This is a genomic window from Vibrio harveyi NBRC 15634 = ATCC 14126 = KCTC 12724 (assembly GCF_001591145.1).
In the GTDB taxonomy this organism is placed as follows: Bacteria; Pseudomonadota; Gammaproteobacteria; order Enterobacterales; family Vibrionaceae; genus Vibrio; species Vibrio harveyi.
On the sequence record NZ_BCUF01000029.1, the window covers coordinates 59811 to 75594 of the forward strand.

The 15784-nt window shown below is 44.6% G+C and carries 14 protein-coding genes; 10 read left to right on the forward strand and 4 right to left on the reverse strand.

Features of this window, described 5'->3' with window-relative positions; all coding sequences use genetic code 11:
* Window positions 1-2: 2 nt before the first annotated feature.
* Window positions 3-1163, reverse strand: coding sequence for a glycoside hydrolase family 88 protein (locus VHA02S_RS15695; RefSeq protein WP_038897642.1), 1161 nt, complete (start codon window positions 1161-1163; stop codon window positions 3-5).
* 328 nt (window positions 1164-1491) lie between these two features.
* Here VHA02S_RS15695 and VHA02S_RS15700 point away from each other — a divergent pair, with 328 nt between their 5' ends.
* From VHA02S_RS15700 to VHA02S_RS15720, 5 genes are all read left to right on the forward strand, one after another.
* Window positions 1492-2739 (forward strand): carbohydrate porin, encoded by a 1248-nt coding sequence (locus VHA02S_RS15700; RefSeq protein ID WP_038897641.1) that lies wholly within the window; start codon window positions 1492-1494, stop codon window positions 2737-2739.
* Between the two features lie 74 nt (window positions 2740-2813).
* Entirely contained in the window at window positions 2814-3965 is a 1152-nt protein-coding gene (locus VHA02S_RS15705) for an anaerobic sulfatase maturase (RefSeq protein WP_038897640.1), read from the forward strand.
* Window positions 3966-3980: 15 nt separating this feature from the next.
* Window positions 3981-5726 (forward strand): DUF4955 domain-containing protein, encoded by a 1746-nt coding sequence (locus VHA02S_RS15710; RefSeq protein WP_038897639.1) that lies wholly within the window; start codon window positions 3981-3983, stop codon window positions 5724-5726.
* Window positions 5727-5822: 96 nt separating this feature from the next.
* A complete protein-coding gene (locus VHA02S_RS15715; protein ID WP_038897638.1) occupies window positions 5823-7694 on the forward strand; it encodes a DUF294 nucleotidyltransferase-like domain-containing protein in 1872 nt (623 codons plus the stop codon).
* 3 nt (window positions 7695-7697) lie between these two features.
* Window positions 7698-8405 (forward strand): 3'-5' exonuclease, encoded by a 708-nt coding sequence (locus VHA02S_RS15720; protein WP_038897637.1) that lies wholly within the window; start codon window positions 7698-7700, stop codon window positions 8403-8405.
* 75 nt (window positions 8406-8480) lie between these two features.
* On the opposite strand, the gene VHA02S_RS15725 is transcribed toward VHA02S_RS15720, so the two are convergent.
* Entirely contained in the window at window positions 8481-9482 is a 1002-nt protein-coding gene (locus VHA02S_RS15725; RefSeq protein WP_038897636.1) for an arginine deiminase-related protein, read from the reverse strand.
* Window positions 9483-9889: 407 nt separating this feature from the next.
* On the opposite strand from VHA02S_RS15725, the gene VHA02S_RS15730 reads away from it, so the two are divergent.
* Together VHA02S_RS15730 and VHA02S_RS15735 are read left to right on the forward strand one after the other, a co-directional pair.
* Window positions 9890-11728 carry an ABC transporter ATP-binding protein gene (locus VHA02S_RS15730; RefSeq protein ID WP_038897635.1) on the forward strand — a complete coding sequence of 613 codons (1839 nt, stop codon included), beginning with the start codon at window positions 9890-9892 and terminating at the stop codon, window positions 11726-11728.
* A 640-nt stretch (window positions 11729-12368) separates the two neighbouring features.
* Window positions 12369-13076: a DUF445 domain-containing protein gene (locus VHA02S_RS15735; RefSeq protein WP_038897634.1), complete on the forward strand. Its 708-nt coding sequence runs from the start codon at window positions 12369-12371 to the stop codon at window positions 13074-13076.
* Window positions 13077-13176: 100 nt separating this feature from the next.
* On the opposite strand, the gene VHA02S_RS15740 is transcribed toward VHA02S_RS15735, so the two are convergent.
* Window positions 13177-13653 (reverse strand): Lrp/AsnC family transcriptional regulator, encoded by a 477-nt coding sequence (locus tag VHA02S_RS15740; RefSeq protein ID WP_005449899.1) that lies wholly within the window; start codon window positions 13651-13653, stop codon window positions 13177-13179.
* Window positions 13654-13975: 322 nt separating this feature from the next.
* Between VHA02S_RS15740 and VHA02S_RS26190 the strand changes: the two genes are divergently transcribed.
* Entirely contained in the window at window positions 13976-14143 is a 168-nt protein-coding gene (locus VHA02S_RS26190) for a hypothetical protein (protein ID WP_005449897.1), read from the forward strand.
* A 7-nt stretch (window positions 14144-14150) separates the two neighbouring features.
* Here the strand turns inward: VHA02S_RS26190 and VHA02S_RS15745 are convergent, their stop codons facing one another.
* Window positions 14151-14399, reverse strand: coding sequence for a hypothetical protein (locus VHA02S_RS15745; RefSeq protein ID WP_005449896.1), 249 nt, complete (start codon window positions 14397-14399; stop codon window positions 14151-14153).
* Window positions 14400-14933: 534 nt separating this feature from the next.
* Between VHA02S_RS15745 and VHA02S_RS15750 the strand changes: the two genes are divergently transcribed.
* Window positions 14934-15296 carry a hypothetical protein gene (locus VHA02S_RS15750; RefSeq protein WP_009696502.1) on the forward strand — a complete coding sequence of 121 codons (363 nt, stop codon included), beginning with the start codon at window positions 14934-14936 and terminating at the stop codon, window positions 15294-15296.
* On the forward strand, window positions 15283-15732 hold the full coding sequence (locus tag VHA02S_RS15755) for a hypothetical protein (RefSeq protein ID WP_005449893.1): 450 nt from the start codon (window positions 15283-15285) through the stop codon (window positions 15730-15732). The genes VHA02S_RS15750 and VHA02S_RS15755 overlap by 14 nt, the downstream gene beginning before the upstream one ends.
* Window positions 15733-15784 lie beyond the last annotated feature (52 nt).

A 15784-nucleotide genomic window follows, 5' to 3' on the forward strand; every position in this document is an offset into this window, starting at 1 on the left:
CCTTACCAGAAGTAGCGTTGATGACCGCAGATACGCATCAATGCTTCGAGATAGTAGTAATCACCGTACGGCAGCATGTTGTTTGCCATGTCTTTTGCGACAAACGATGCGCCTTGAGAAAGTAAGCCATGAGCAGAAGGGTCTGCCGTTAGATCGCATTGTTCGATCAATCCTTGAACTAAATGCATGCCCCATTGCTCGAAGAAATCACGCTCTTGCTCGTCCTCACAAAGGCTCGCAATCAACAAGAAGCCTGCTGCTGTAATAGCCCCCGCCGAACTGTCTTTGTATGGGTGCTCAGACTCTGGTAAACGGTAATCCCATACAGGAACCGCATCATCTTGCAGGTAAGGCGTGACAAACAGCGCTAGCTTTTTCGCAAGCGCCAAAAACTCAGGATTCTTGGTATAAAGGTAGGTTTGAGCAAAACCATGAATAGCCCACGACTGACCTCGAGCCCAGCAAGAGTCATCTGCATATCCTTGAAAGGTTTCACCTTTGATTGGCGTTTGAGTCAGCGGATCAAAGTTAAAGGTATGAAAAGTAGAGAAATCATCACGAACAATATGCTTAGCCATTGTTTTTGAGTGATTAATTGCTGCATCTTTTAATACATCACTATTGGTTTGATTTGCAGCCCAAAAAAGCAGCGCCGTATTTTGTAGCGAGTCGATAATTGTTTTTCCCTGAGTTTTTTCAGGACCAAGAATGTGAGTTTCATTCCATGCAACAATATATTGACCAAGTCGACGGTAGCGTTGATATAAACTATGAGCAGCTTCTATACCCATTGATTTATATTCTTCATCTTCGGTTAACATATAACCAGCAACGCAACTTAATGAATATTGAAAACCTAAATCATGATCATGCCAATTTGGGTTGATAAGTAATTCTTTAAAATAAGGTTTACGCATATTTGCGCTATTTTTGAACGTCTCATCACCTGTCAGCTGGTAGCAAAGCCACAACTGACCCGTCCAAAATGAAGAAACCCAATCTGAAGGACCACAGTATCGCCATGTACCATCTTCATTGCCGATCTTAGGGTTATTAATGCCAATACGAGGGATATTATTTTTAATTGAAGCAACAGCCTTTGTTAATTGCTCTTCAAAATTAGTGCTTTTATACCTTTTTGAGGGATATGCATGTTCTATCATTGCGACTCGTTCCAGGTTGATTATTTTATTTCACGTATTTTTTATCTGGAGCCAGTTTATGAAGATATGAGAGCTTCATTCAATGTGTAAAAACATGCAAAAATGAAAAAAAAGAAACTACTTCGGTAATTTTCCTTATTTAGGTAACAATTTGTGAATAATGTCACAGAGCCAATAATTGAGGGCGATCACGCTTATAATATATGAATCAATAGAGTTTCATTTTTTGCATCCCTCAGCAATTTTCTTCATTCAAATAAAAAAAATAATCACTTAATTTCTGTTGTGACTTTCGTCTTTGAAAAATAAATAGAACAAGGAAATTAATGTGAACCACTCTACGATCAAAACCTCTCTTCTCATGACATCAATTGCCTTATGCAGCCAAGGTGTTGCTGCGCAAGATATCGATTTTTCTGGATATTTTCGTGCAGGTGCAGGTTCTAGCTCAAGCAATGGTGCGATGGTGTCTTACAACAAACAGAAACTTGGTCGCCTCGGCAACGAAGATGACATTTATCTGGGCTTAGGCTTGGGGACCCAGCTTGCGAAAACCGATCAATACGATGTCTATTTCCAATCTCGTTTTGTTTACCAGTCAGATGGTTCAAACGATTGGGAAGCCATGGATGACAGCGATACTGACTTCATGTTCAAAGAAGTAAACGTAGCGGTGAAAGGACTGATACCTTCTCTACCAGAATCTACTGTATGGGCAGGTAAGCGCTACAACCAACGTCACGATAACCACATCATTGATACCTACTACTGGAATGTGTCTGGTACTGGTGGCGGTATTGATTACATTCCTGTTGGTGACGGTCTGTTGTCTGTCTCTGCCATCCGCTCAGATCGTAAAAGCCAAAACTTTGATGATCCAGGCACGAAGAACAACAAGCTCAACGTCAACATTTTCGACATTCGCTATAAAGGCATCAAACTATGGGAAAACGCTGAGCTGGAAGTCGGTCTTGACTACGGTATGCCAAATGAGTCGGATGAATTTACGTTGCAAACCGAAGATGGTGTGATGGCTACTGGCTTGGTTACCTACGGCGGTAAATGGGGTAAGAACAATACGGTTTTCCAATACGGTACCAACGGCTTCTCCAAAGCGCTGTTTAACGACCATGCAGGCAAAAACTACTTCGCAGAAGTGCAAAAAGATGCGTCCGCTTACCGAGTAATGAACTATGGCTTGTTGAAACTGACCAACGACGTTGTACTTGCTCACTCTCTGTTCTGGACCTCTTCAATTGACGATATCGAGATCAACCAGACCACAACACAAACGACTTTTTCAGCGGTTATTCGCCCTGAATACAGCTGGGACGACAACAATAAAACCGTACTCGAGCTAGGCTACTTCGATGCGACGACTGCCGATGACACCCCTCAATCAGCTAGCAAGGTAACACTTGCTCAAACTTGGTCGCCATCTAAGAGCTTCTGGGCTCGCCCTGAACTGCGCGTATTCGCGACTTACTTCCAAGACTATGAAGACGATCATGCATTCGGTGATAACAACGACACCGAATTCCAAGTCGGTATTCAAGTTGAAGGCTGGTTCAAATAAGACAAAGCCTGCTCCTTCGGGAGCAGGTCTTTTCTGTGAAACAACAATAAGTCTAGAAATAAAGGAAACGCGGAATGCAGTCATCTTACCCTTTTCACATCATGGCAAAGCCGACAGGATCTACCTGCAATATTCAGTGTGACTATTGCTATTTTCTCGGTCGTGAAGAAACGCTGAAAGAAGTGACTGCGAACTCAATGCCGCTCGAAACATTAGAACTCTACATTAAGCAATACATTGAAGCTCAACCCACCGAACAAGTGGTTTTCAGTTGGCAAGGTGGTGAACCAACACTGCTCGGTCTCGACTACTTTGAAACCATCATCAAGCTGCAAAAAAAACACAACCCACTTGGTAAAACCATTCATAACGATTTGCAAACCAATGGAATGTTGCTCAACAAGCCGTGGTGTAAGTTTCTTAAAACTCATCGTTTCTTCGTCGGGTTAAGCATCGACGGAACCCAAGAGGTTCATGATCATTATCGCCACACACGCTCAGGTAGAGGCACACATAAAAAGGTGCTCAATGCGGCGGCTTTGCTTCATAAATACCACATCCCTTTTGCGACCCTCACTTGTGTGACTCAACAAAGCACACACTCTGCACTAGAGATTTATCGCTTCCTGCGTGATGAAGTGAAAACCAAACAAATGCAATTTATCCCGATCGTGGATAAAGCCGAGCTAGAAATGCGCTCTTCATGCCTTGTCACCACTCAAGAACCTTATTCTGTTTCCCCACAAGGTTGGGGGGAATTCATGACAACCGTCTTTGATGAATGGCTGAAAAACGATATTGGTCAGGTTTACATTCCAACCATTGAGGACTGCCTCGCCGTTCTACTGAATCATCCCTCTTCATCCTGTGTGACAAGCCAATATTGTGGTCGTGCTCTTGCGATAATGCAGGAAGGCTCCGTCTACAGTTGCGATCACTACATCGAAGATAGCCACCGCTTAGGTAATGTCAAAAATACACACTTGGCGCAAATGGCATGCGACCCAAAACAACAATCTTTTGGTCTCGATAAGACCCACTCACTTTCTCAACAATGCCAGCAATGCCCATACCTTAAGTTCTGTTTTGGCGGTTGCCCTAAAGACAGGGTGCGTTCAAACAAAGAATCTTCTCCGCAAAATTACCTCTGCTCAGGATTGCGCGCTTTCTACCAGCACGCCATTCCAGCATTAAAACAACGCATAAAAAACGTGTACCCCCAATAACAAGGAAATGATTCCATGAGATACAAAATAGGAACTCTCTCTGTCGCTTTGCTGCTTGTCGCTTGTAATAGCGAGTCGAGTGTCGAAAACACCAGCCAATACTGGACGGATTTTGTTGCCAGCCGAGATTCAGCATCAGGTCTGTTGGATACCTCAACAACACTACCTGAAGAGCGCATTCTTCAAGACTACTCCTTTGCTGGTTATAAATTCAGCGATACGCCATTACCGGCACCCGCCCCAACAGAAACGGATGCTCTATACCATGTGTTTAATGTCCAAGATTTTGGGGCAATACCGAATGATTCAATCAGCGATAAAGCTGCGATAAAAGCCACTATTGAAGCGATGAAACAAAGTCGTACGACGAATCCCGCTGAGTCAAAAATCGCTGTGCTTTATTTTCCTGAAGGCACTTACATCATCAATAATGCCGCAGATGATGCCCTCATCGATCCAGATAACGTGGATGATATTAAGAACAAGCAGCCGATTTTCGTCGATCTGAATAATGTTGTGGTGAAAGGCGATGGCGTTGGTAAAACCGTGCTCAAAATGGACACCTATTTGCAGCCAGAAAATCCATCCAAAAAATGGACGACGCCACACATGTTTCAACTCGGAGCAAGAAGCGACACCGAAACCACAGCCGCAACTATTGAGCTTTCACAAACGCTTGAAGGCGGCTCAAGCTTTTCTGTTCAGGTAGACAGTAGTGCAGGTTTTTCTGTCGGCGACAGTATTCAAATTTCTGCTTTGATTCAACGCGAGCCAGCGATCAACGATGCAATCTCACCGTACCTCATCGAGTACAAAGCCTCTGCACCAGACACGCCAGTTTGGGCAAATCTGGTTAAAGGGCTCGATAAACGCGAGAAACATACCATTGCAGCTATTGATGGCAATGTTCTGACATTCTCTACCCCAGTTGCACATACGCTCGAGCAAGCCGACACCTGGCAAGTGAAAAAAGTCACCTCTTATGAAAACGTCGGGATTGAGAACATGACGATTTCAGGCAACTGGCACGAAGAATTTGTCCATCATGAAAGTGCCTTGCACGACAGTGGTTATAGCTTGTTAGCACTTAATCGAGTTCATGACAGTTGGGTAAGAAACATTGAACTACGCGATTTCAACCAAGGAGGCGTGCTATGGAATACCTACAATGTGACGGTTGATGATGTCACGCTGTCCGGAACGCCGGGACACCTTGCTTTCACTATCATGTACGGCAACTACAACTTAATTGAAAACATTACCGACAACTCTCACGCTTGGCATGCGCCTGGCGTATCGAAATACTCGATTGCCAATGTGTACAAAAACAGCCAATACGCCGCTGACTCCTCTATTGATTTGCACGGTGAGCAGTCCATGCACAACCTATTCGATAACATGAAGGGCGGATGGATTTATGGTCGCTGGGGCGCGAGTTCTGGCAACCAACCAAACCATCTAAAAGGGCTCACTTTCTGGAATCCTGTCAACACTGGCGTAAGCGCAAATGAATTTATGTTTATGAAGGATGATGGCATTTACGGTCGTGTGATTATGCCTTACATCATCGGGATGACGGGCTCAGAATTCTCTGTCGCACCACAAGCCAAGTACATCAATACCATGATCGAAAACGGCACTGCGAACTACTCCGAAGTACCCGATGAAAGCCTTAAGCAAGCACATTTGGAGTCTATCGGTACGGCGGTTGAACCAGCATCACTGTTCGATGCACAGTTGAATTTACGCCATGCTAAGTAACCGATGAATTCGAGGTAAAGCCGAAAGGCGATGTCACTTAACAATATCGACAGGAGGCTCAAGTCGAGCCTCCTATAACAACCAGAAGCTGTCCTTATGAAAACCTCCGCAACACTCAATATCCTGCACTTCTTAGAGAAGCTCGACCCTTTTGATAAGCTCCCCACAGAGATCGTTGAGCAGCTCGCCGAACTCGTAGTGGTGCGTTACCTTGCGAAGGGAGAAACTATAGACGAAGAAACTCTAAGTCAGTCGGCGCACTTGTACTTCATTCGCTCAGGTGCAATTGAGCAAAAAGACTCGACAGGAGGTTTGTTGGCTCGATTGGGAGAAAATGACCAGTTTGGGTTTACCTTCTTTCAAGATTCTTCCCTTCAATCACAACGTTATCAGGTCTACGCACTAGACAGCACCTTGCTTTACTCCATCCCCTACGAAGCTGTGCGTAAGGTGATGAGCAGCGCAAGCGCAACGACAGATTGCTTTGATCCACAAGCACCAAAACGTCTAAACAGTGCCGTCAATCACTCGCAACACAAGGAAAACAAAAGTTTATTCTTCAGAACTGTAAAAGACATCGCGAGTGAAAACATTACATCTGTGGACTATCTCACTCCGATCCAAGGCGTAGCAGAACGAATGTGTTCTCGTCCTAAAAGCTCTTGTGCCGTCATAGAAAAAAACGGTGAATTGGTGGGAGTCATTACCGATCGAGACATGACTATGAAAGTGGTGGCGAAAGGGCTCCCACTCACGACGCCAGTTCACCAAATCATGACCTCTCCTGTAACCGTGATCGATGAAGACGAGCGGATCATTGAAGCCATTTCACTCATGCTAGAGCACAATATCCGGAGCCTGCCTGTTATATCAAAAGGGCAAGTCTGCGGACTGCTTACGACCACCCACTTAGTACACAACCACCGTACCCAATCGTTGTTTTTGATTGAGAAGATTCGCTACGCTGATTCTATCGAAGCTCTTGCCAAGCTGCGCGACGAGAAAGATTCGATTTTTCAGGCGCTGGTTGAAAACGGCACCTCCTCAAACTTACAAGGCAAAATCATGTCGATGATCATGGATGCGTTTACTCGCAGAATCATTGAACTAACGGAAAAGGTACTTGGTCCTGCGCCCTGTAAGTATGCTTGGATGGTGGCTGGTTCTCATGCGCGTAATGAAGTGCATCTCTTATCTGACCAAGACAATGCCATCGTCGTTGAAGATGACAAATTCCAAGAGCACCAACTGTACTTTGCCCACCTTGCGATGCGAGTTTGCAACGCCCTAGCGGCTTGTGGCTACCCACTTTGCGATGGTAAATATATGGCGGCATCTCCTCGGTGGTGTCAGCCTCTGCAACGTTGGAAGCACTATTACAATAAATGGGTTTCTAGCCCGGAGTACAATCAATTATTGAACATCAGTGTGTTCCTAGAGACCCGCGCCATCTATGGCTCTTATGAGTTAGTCGAGGAGTTACAAGATCACCTCAACGATTGTATTCAACACAATTCGAGCTTCTTGCCATGCTTGACGCGAGATGCCATTAACATTTCACCACCACTGAGCATCTTTAATAACTTGGTGGTAGAGAAAGGTGGGGAGCACAGCAATACCTTAAACATCAAAAAGTACGCCTTGAATCTCATCGTAGATTTAGCGCGAATTTTCAGCCTCTCGGTAGGATGCAAGCTTGCTGGCACAGAGGAGCGATTTCGTTATGCTATGACTCATAAAGCCATTTCTGAAGATGCCTGCGAGAGCATTATTGAAGCGCTGCGATTCATCAGCCAAGTTCGCTTCCGCCATCAATTGCATGCTATACAAAACGGGCATATACCCGATAACCACATCGCACCCGATCAATTCAGCAGTTTTGAAAGAAAGCACCTCAAAGAAGCGTTTAAAATCATCGGTAATTTGCAAGACGTCGCAAAGCTCAGGTTTGTAAAGGGAAACCAATAAGCCATGTTGACGAGTCTAAAACACAAGTTCCACTTGGAGAACATCGAGACACTTCGACAACATATCGAAGAGCAAGGTGAATGGATTGGCGGTTGGGGAACCTATCTCAGCACTCCATTACCCTCTGTCACGTCACCACTTCAACAGCTTAAATATGTCGCTATTGACTTCGAGACAAGTGGACTCGATTTTAAACACGACCAGATTTTGTCTATTGGTTTAGTGCCATTCAGTTTTCAACAGATCGAACTGTCGACCGTTGACGAGCTTTTTATTTCACACGGGCAATACATCACCGCTAAAAGTGCCAGCGTGAACCAATTAACCCCCAAGCACCTCAGCCAAGGGCTTACTATCGATGCAGCGATGAATAAACTCTTTGAAACCTTGGCAGGAAAAGTGGTATTAGCTCATGGAGCATTCATTGAGAAAGGCTTCCTGTCACGCTACCTCAGCAAAAAGTTTGGCATCGTTAAACTTCCCTTTTACTTTATCGATACAATGGAGCTCGAACGACGATTCTTATCATCAAACCTTGCCCATAGCCCTGCCAGCTTTCAGCTTGATGACCTCAGGGAGAACCTTGGATTCCCTGCTTACTACAACCACAGCGCAGCAAGTGATGCGTTAGCATGTGCCGAGCTTTTTATTGCCAGAGTGCATAAAACGACTTCACTCGCCAATGCCGCTCTACACAAGGTAATGTCGTAAATCCGCTGGAGCCCATCAATAAAAAAGCACCACATCTTTCAACATGGTGCTTTTTGGGGGAAATTCAGGGGCGGTCTATAGCACGGCTTTGCGGCTTGGTAGGAACACTTCGCCTAACATACAGCGTACAGAGCCACCGCCAATCGATTCGATGGTAGAAACGTCGAATGGCAGCAACTTACCGTGTGTCGCTAATTGATTTCTTTGTGCTGGTGAGAACGCATCGTAAGCCGATTGAGACATAGCAATGACCTTATCGCCGCGTACCGTTTCCAGTTGAAGGATGTTGCCGCAGAACTGGTTCATCTGCTCAAGTGAAATCGAGATAACCTGCTTGTCTTTCGCCAACGATTTAAGCACAAAGCGGCGTTCAAACTCAGGGATCACTTCATCACAAATCACGCAAAACTGCTCACCCACAGCCATCATCACGTTAGTGTGGTAAATCGGAGCACCAGAAGGCAAACGGGTTTGAAAAGAAATCACGCGATCATAACCAATGCGCTTGGCGTAATCTTCTAAAACCAGACGATCGCAACGTTGTGAGAGCGCGGCATAAACGGTTTTGTTGAAGTGATCGAGCACCATCACGCCCGTGCTTTCTAGGTAGGCTTCTTCATCCAGATATTCAATCAGTGAGTCTTGTTGATGCACTTCACGACCCGCTTGCGCTAATGCAGCGACCAGCGCATCTGGGCGAACTTCATGCTGACGGTTTTCACATGCCATCGGGAAGGTATACAAAGTGCCCTCTGGAGTGGTGCTAAACCAGTTATTAGGGAAAACCGCATCTGGCGTGGCTGTGTCAGATTGAGGGTAGTCAAACTCAACCACTTGCACGCCTTCTTTACGCAAGGTTTCAACCATCGCGGAAAATTCAGCCATGGTGTTACGTGAGACCTCTTCTTGAGTCAGAGAAACTTGGTGTTGAAACTCGTTGTCTTGCGCAGTTTCTTCGTTAAAACGAAACTCTTTAGGTGGCACCATCACAACGCAATTTGCGGTATGACGCAGAGCACTTTGCGTGCTTTCTTCTTTTCCATGTGCATTCTGAGGCACTGATTCGTGTAATAGCATCCAATACATTCCTTTTCACTAGAATGATGAGATTGTAAATTTATTGTTAACCGCAGTTTTGCTGTTTTTAATAATAAATCCATCAACCAAAAGTAAATATTTTGGTATAAGACCGGATTAACCCGACTTTTTATTGTCACTTTGTCGATTTACTGTTTTGTGACGCGTGAATGGTCATCTCAAGAATAATGCACTAGCGAATTCTTTATAACCAACTAGTTACATTTAAAAGGCAATCGGTTAGACTATTTTTTCGCCTCTCACACATACGCAAATACGTCTGCTTTTCTGGCTAGCAGACCACAATATGTCTTATCTCCACGTTCAGGATTTCTGCCTCGTCCAAGGCAAGAAGAATTGACGGATTCACCCTCTGACGTGGCAATGCTTTAACTTTAGGATGAGTTATGTTTAAACGATTTGAAGGCTTTACCGAGCCGTTCCCCAAATCACAGCCTGACCAACCCCCAACTGGGATTTACGCCTTCTTGCGCCATTACACGCGCGGCTTTGAGAAACCGCTGATCATCATGTCGATCATGTCGACGATTGTGGCGATCGTAGAAGTATCTCTGTTTGGTGCTATGGGTCAGTTGGTTGATTGGCTATCCACCAGCAATCCAGAAACCTTTTTGCAAGACAACAAAGCAGACCTTATTTTCTACGGCTCTTTATTGCTGATTGTCATGCCGATTTTGGTCGTGGTTTACTCACTGCTGATTCACCAAACCCTGCTGGGTAACTACCCAATGTCGGTACGTTGGCTTGCGCACCGTTACTTGCTAAATCAAAGCCTGAACTTCTATCAGGATGATTTTGCAGGACGTGTCGCCACCAAGGTGATGCAAACCTCTCTGGCGGTGCGAGAAACCGTCATGAAGACGATGGATGTGTTCGTCTACGTCTTAGTTTACTTCACCAGCATCATCGTGATGTTAGCCGCCGCTGATTGGCGTTTGATGATCCCAATGTTGGTTTGGCTAATGGCGTACATCGCGATTCAGGTCCACTTTGTTCCGAAACTAAAGGCCGTGGCGACTGAGCAAGCCGATGCACGCTCCACCATGACAGGGCGCATTGTCGACAGCTACACCAACATTCAAACCGTGAAGCTGTTCTCGCACAGTAAACGAGAGACCGAGTACGCCGAAGAAGGCATGAAAGGCTTCTTGAATACTGTGTATCGCCAAATGCGCTTGGTGACCGGCTTCGACGTAGCGGTAGAGATCTCCAACTATCTATTGGTGTTCTCGGTGGCTGCGCTATCGATTTATTTGTGGTTGGATAGCGCGATAAGCGTTGGTGCCATTGCGATTGCTGTCAGCTTAGCTTTGCGTATCAATGGTATGTCGATGTGGATCATGTGGGAAGTCGGTGCCCTATTTGAAAACTTGGGTACCGTCGTAGATGGCATGAAAACGCTATCTAAACCTATCGACATCAAAGACAAAGCCGATGCGAAAGATCTGCAAGTTTCTCAAGGCGGCATCCACTTCGATAACGTGAGCTTCCATTATGGTGAGAAAAAGGGCGTGATAAACAACCTCGACCTTAATATCAAACCGGGTGAGAAAGTGGGCTTAGTTGGACGATCTGGCGCGGGTAAATCCACCTTAGTGAACTTGCTATTGCGCTTCCACGATGTAGAGGAAGGTTGCATCAAGATTGATGGGCAGGAAATCTCGAGCGTCACGCAAGACTCGCTACGCTCGAATATTGGTATGGTGACGCAAGATACGTCTTTGCTACACCGCTCAATCCGCGACAATATCTTGTATGGCAACCCAGATGCGACTGAAGAAGACCTGATTAAAGCGACTAAGCAAGCGCACGCACACGAGTTTATCGAAACCCTAACCGACCCGTTCGGCAACGTGGGTTACGACGCACAAGTGGGTGAGCGCGGTGTGAAACTGTCTGGTGGTCAACGCCAGCGTATTGCGATTTCACGTGTACTGCTAAAAGACGCACCTTTGCTGGTACTGGATGAAGCGACTTCAGCACTGGATTCAGAAGTTGAAGCCGCCATTCAAGAAAGCTTGAACGAGCTGATGCAAGGCAAAACCGTTATCGCCATCGCGCACCGTTTATCGACCATTGCGCAAATGGATCGCTTGATTGTGCTTGATAAAGGCAACATCGTCGAACAAGGCACACACAAAGAGCTTATTGCCAACAACGGCATTTACGCTCAGCTTTGGGCGCACCAAACAGGTGGCTTCCTTGGGGAAGAGCTCGAGGGTTAACGTTCTTAAATTGCAGTAAATCACCAAACTAAAACGGCGCAATAAGCGCCGTTTTTTCATTCGATTTTGCTATGTCGAGCCGCTTTCCCAAGAAGACACCCCACACAAATAGTGATGGCGATCACTTATTTTCTCAGATATAAAACAATTTTGTGGGTGAAAGTCACACTTTTTCTGGTAGTATGGCGTCCCGTTGCGTAATCGTTAGTAGTGGACACAACGCAGAGTAGCAAGCTGGATTCATTTGTAATTTCACTTTTTGAGAAACAGCTATACTCAATTGATGACTTAGTTATTAATCTAATAATAAGGTAATTAGCTTATGTGTAAATGTGGTTCAATGCAGATCGTACAAGTAAAACCAAGTTGGGCAGACAAATTGTTCGGCTACTCAGAGCGCTGGAAATGCCAACTTTGTTGTAAGGTCTTCCGCTTCTAAAAACACAATAAAAGTACACTTAGAATTTCTAAGAAAAAGCAGTGACCCGGCAGTGAATGTCGGGTTTTGTTTTTTTAGCGCTAACCTATTTCATCCCCCCTAAAAGCAGACCCAATCAAGCTCAACCTAGCATCTCTCTACCAGTTAGGTATAGAATCATGCCCACTTATTACTTCATCAATTCATACATAATCGGTCACTATGAACAAAAGTTTGCTGACTAATATCCTCGCGATCGCCATGATGGGCGCGGGATACCACATTCAAAATGATTACCTTTGGTACGCGGGTCTATTCGCTTTTTCTGGCGCGATCACCAACTGGTTAGCGATTCACATGCTGTTTGAAAAAGTACCCGGCTTGTACGGTTCAGGTGTCATTCCAGCTCGTTTCGAAGAGTTTAAATTGGCAATCAAAAACTTGATGATGGAGCAATTTTTTACCGAAGCGAACATCGATCGTTTCCTAAACAAGGAAATGGCTGGCGGCGTAAACATCAACCTAGAACCAGTGATCGAGAAAGTCGACTTAAACCCTGCCTTTGATTCTCTAGTGGAAGTCATTGAAGGTTCTCAATTTGGCGGCATGCTCGCAATGTTTGGTGGCGCAGAAGCGCTACAACCAATGCGTCAGCCATTTGTTGAGAAGATGCAAGAGTCCATCATCGAACTGAGCAAGAGCGACAGCATCAAAGAAGTACTCAAAGAGCAGTTAGAGTCACCAGCAATGATGGATGAAATCAAACAGAATATTGAAAGCATCATCGATCAGCGCCTAAGTGAATTGACGCCAGCGCTGGTAAAAGAGATCGTACAGAAGATGATTAAAGAACACCTTGGCTGGCTCGTCGTTTGGGGCGGGGTATTTGGTGGTCTGATCGGCGTACTGACAACCTTCGTCAGTGCCTAAGAGCCATCTAATCACTAATGCTGATTAACTCGCATTAAGAACTCAAAAGGAGCCCCATTGGCTCCTTTTTTGTACCTGTGTTTCGCACACTTTGTGCAATTTAACCAAGCAGCTCGGGATTCACCCCAAAGCCCGTCTTGTGTTCTTCAATGACCACTTCACTACGAGTTTGTATCACACCAGGCAACGTCCCAAGCTTACTCGACATAAACTCTTGGTAAGCCTTCATGTTCTTCACTCGCACTTTGATCATGGTATCGAAGTCACCTGACAGCGAATAGCACTCTTCTATTTCAGGCATTAACTCTACTGCTTTAGCAAACTTCTCAAAAATCGAAAAGCTGGTTTGATCTAAGCGAATATGGATGAAGACCTGCACATCCAACCCAAGCTTCTCCGCATTGAGCTCGGCATGATAACCATTTATGTAGCCTTCTTTCTCTAACCGTTTGACACGCTCAGAGCATGGTGATGTGGTTAAGTTAACCTGCTTTGCCAGTTCTACGACCGGAATTCGCCCACGAGAATGCAGCACTCTCAAAATTTGCAAATCAATTCTGTCTAATTGGTAACTCATTAACCACATCCTTGTAACAACTCAGGAGTCATCAGAGTAATAGTAACTATTCAGTTTGCAAATAGTGATATCAACAACGTGTGAAACCTGCATACATTTAACGTTTGCCCAGCACAAAAATTCATCAAATAGTCAAAAAATAAAAACATTCATCTGCATAATTTATAAATCAACACACCAATATTGGCGACTTTATTAATCAGATAATTTTGTTAACAAAATAATGGAATGATGAACTTTGAAGAGAAAAACATGAGCTGCAGAGAAAAGAAATGAGCCAAATGATAAGGCAATAATAGGTAAAAATATTAAGGAGAAAGCAATGTTAACCCTACAACTCGCGTACAAACCATTTGGCGTTGGAGAATGGACGTACACGACCGTCTCACACGAAGTCGCAAAGTCTCTGGCGTCTGAATATGCGTCTTACGGCTGGCCAGTTATGATCGACGGATTGCCATTCGCAACAGAAAAAGATCTTGCTGCGTAAGCATCAATTACATAATTGCTGATGTCTGTCGCGCTGGATGCTGAACCACTTCACCAATAGCGCGATGGTTACAACAACGGCAGTAGTACTGCGGCTCCATCTCGTAGTAATGCTCACCCGATACAAACTTTGCCATCAACTGAGTAAAACTGACGACTTTGCCAGTTAGCGTGGCGATATGCTCTGGTTCACAACGCTTCATGATCACTTTATGCTGCGTTGATCTTCTACAAACTGAGCAATAAATATCCGGCATTTCTCTTCTCCCTGATTTTCTGTGCTACTGACAATTGACATATTTTGTTCAAAATAATTCCACAATTAAAAAGCCCCTTTAGTTTTTTGTGCCCCACATCCAAAAAATTCCGCACACGTGCCTGAAAACTGAGACCTTGGTCAGACCTCAACTTTTGTATCAAATTATGAACAATAACGCCTATGTATGTAATACTACGAGATACTACGCATAAGTAATTGTCACTGTGTATTTTTTACATTCAGCATTAAAGAGCGTCTTGATTCCGACAGGAGAGAGAGAACGGATACCTCTCTTCCGACTCGTGTAATTTACAGTGTGAATTGTGCACAAAAAAAATCGCACTACCCATCGCGCAGTTCAATGCGGATTTGATGCGAATAACTAAACCTGAAAGCGTTCCGCAAACTAAAGAAAGCACTGAGTATACGGTGGGACTTGCCTCTTAGATTTGTTGTTCAGCGAAACTAAGCGGCTCTCATCGTGACATTATGATGTGCAAAAGATAACTAGATAGAACATGGAGTCATTGGCATGGAAAGCCTCGCAAAATCTCTCAATCAACAAGGGTTCCGCTGTCATGCGCTAGATCGAAAGGTCAAAGTAGAACTCGGTAGCTTTGGGCAATACGTTTACGTTATTAAGGACTACCAAACTGGTCACTATTTGGTTCAGCGCCATTTAACCGTCCAAATGGCGACGTTTATCCTTATGTTGAGTACAGGTCTGTATGGCTTAGTGACCAAAGGAAGTGGTATCAGCGCGGTCCTTGCGGCTATCTCAGTTGGTGGGCTAATAAACCTGATTTTAATTGAAGTGAAATCTCAGCCGCTTACACAAGCTCTGCGTAAACTGTCAAACATAAGCAGCGAGGAAATTCGAAGTGATCATTCATGAGACCTCACAAAACTTACCAAAGAACAATCCGTTCTTATTCAGCATTTGGTTTCTATCACTCACCTACTTTGCTTATATAGGCGGTTACCTATGGTTAATAGGGGCAGGATTGGCTGTATTTATTCTATTGCTGTACGTATTACATCTATCTAAGCGTAAGTGGTTTACGCCAAAATCGATCAGCATTGAGCCCGCTTCTAACAGTTTGAAGTACCATCAAGATTCTACAGTGTACTTTCGTATTCCATTGAATGAAATCAGCAAGGTTCGAATTGAGAAAGAACCTTTCAGTAGTAACTGCTTGATGCTCTACACCGCCACAGATTCCTATCAGGTTCCAAATTCCAACAACTTCGATAAACTGCAATTAGCGCAATTAATGAAACAGATCGAAGAGAAAATTGATGATAGAGATAGTCAAAGCGCAAACGAATGACATTATACCCAAGTGACTTCAAGGTGCAGGATTCAGAGCGTTGTCATTGATT

Bases quoted from the DNA above. Each gene is read 5' to 3' on its own strand.
- VHA02S_RS15725 (WP_038897636.1), bottom strand. From the start codon at position 9,482: ATGCTATTACACGAATCAGTGCCTCAGAATGCACATGGAAAAGAAGAA.
- VHA02S_RS15710 (WP_038897639.1), top strand. From the start codon at position 3,981: ATGAGATACAAAATAGGAACTCTCTCTGTCGCTTTGCTGCTTGTCGCT.
- VHA02S_RS15695 (WP_038897642.1), bottom strand. From the start codon at position 1,163: ATGATAGAACATGCATATCCCTCAAAAAGGTATAAAAGCACTAATTTT.
- VHA02S_RS15745 (WP_005449896.1), bottom strand. From the start codon at position 14,399: ATGCCGGATATTTATTGCTCAGTTTGTAGAAGATCAACGCAGCATAAA.
- VHA02S_RS15740 (WP_005449899.1), bottom strand. From the start codon at position 13,653: ATGAGTTACCAATTAGACAGAATTGATTTGCAAATTTTGAGAGTGCTG.
- VHA02S_RS26190 (WP_005449897.1), top strand. From the start codon at position 13,976: ATGTTAACCCTACAACTCGCGTACAAACCATTTGGCGTTGGAGAATGG.
- VHA02S_RS15715 (WP_038897638.1), top strand. From the start codon at position 5,823: ATGAAAACCTCCGCAACACTCAATATCCTGCACTTCTTAGAGAAGCTC.
- VHA02S_RS15750 (WP_009696502.1), top strand. From the start codon at position 14,934: ATGGAAAGCCTCGCAAAATCTCTCAATCAACAAGGGTTCCGCTGTCAT.
- VHA02S_RS15730 (WP_038897635.1), top strand. From the start codon at position 9,890: ATGTTTAAACGATTTGAAGGCTTTACCGAGCCGTTCCCCAAATCACAG.
- VHA02S_RS15705 (WP_038897640.1), top strand. From the start codon at position 2,814: ATGCAGTCATCTTACCCTTTTCACATCATGGCAAAGCCGACAGGATCT.
- VHA02S_RS15720 (WP_038897637.1), top strand. From the start codon at position 7,698: ATGTTGACGAGTCTAAAACACAAGTTCCACTTGGAGAACATCGAGACA.
- VHA02S_RS15735 (WP_038897634.1), top strand. From the start codon at position 12,369: ATGAACAAAAGTTTGCTGACTAATATCCTCGCGATCGCCATGATGGGC.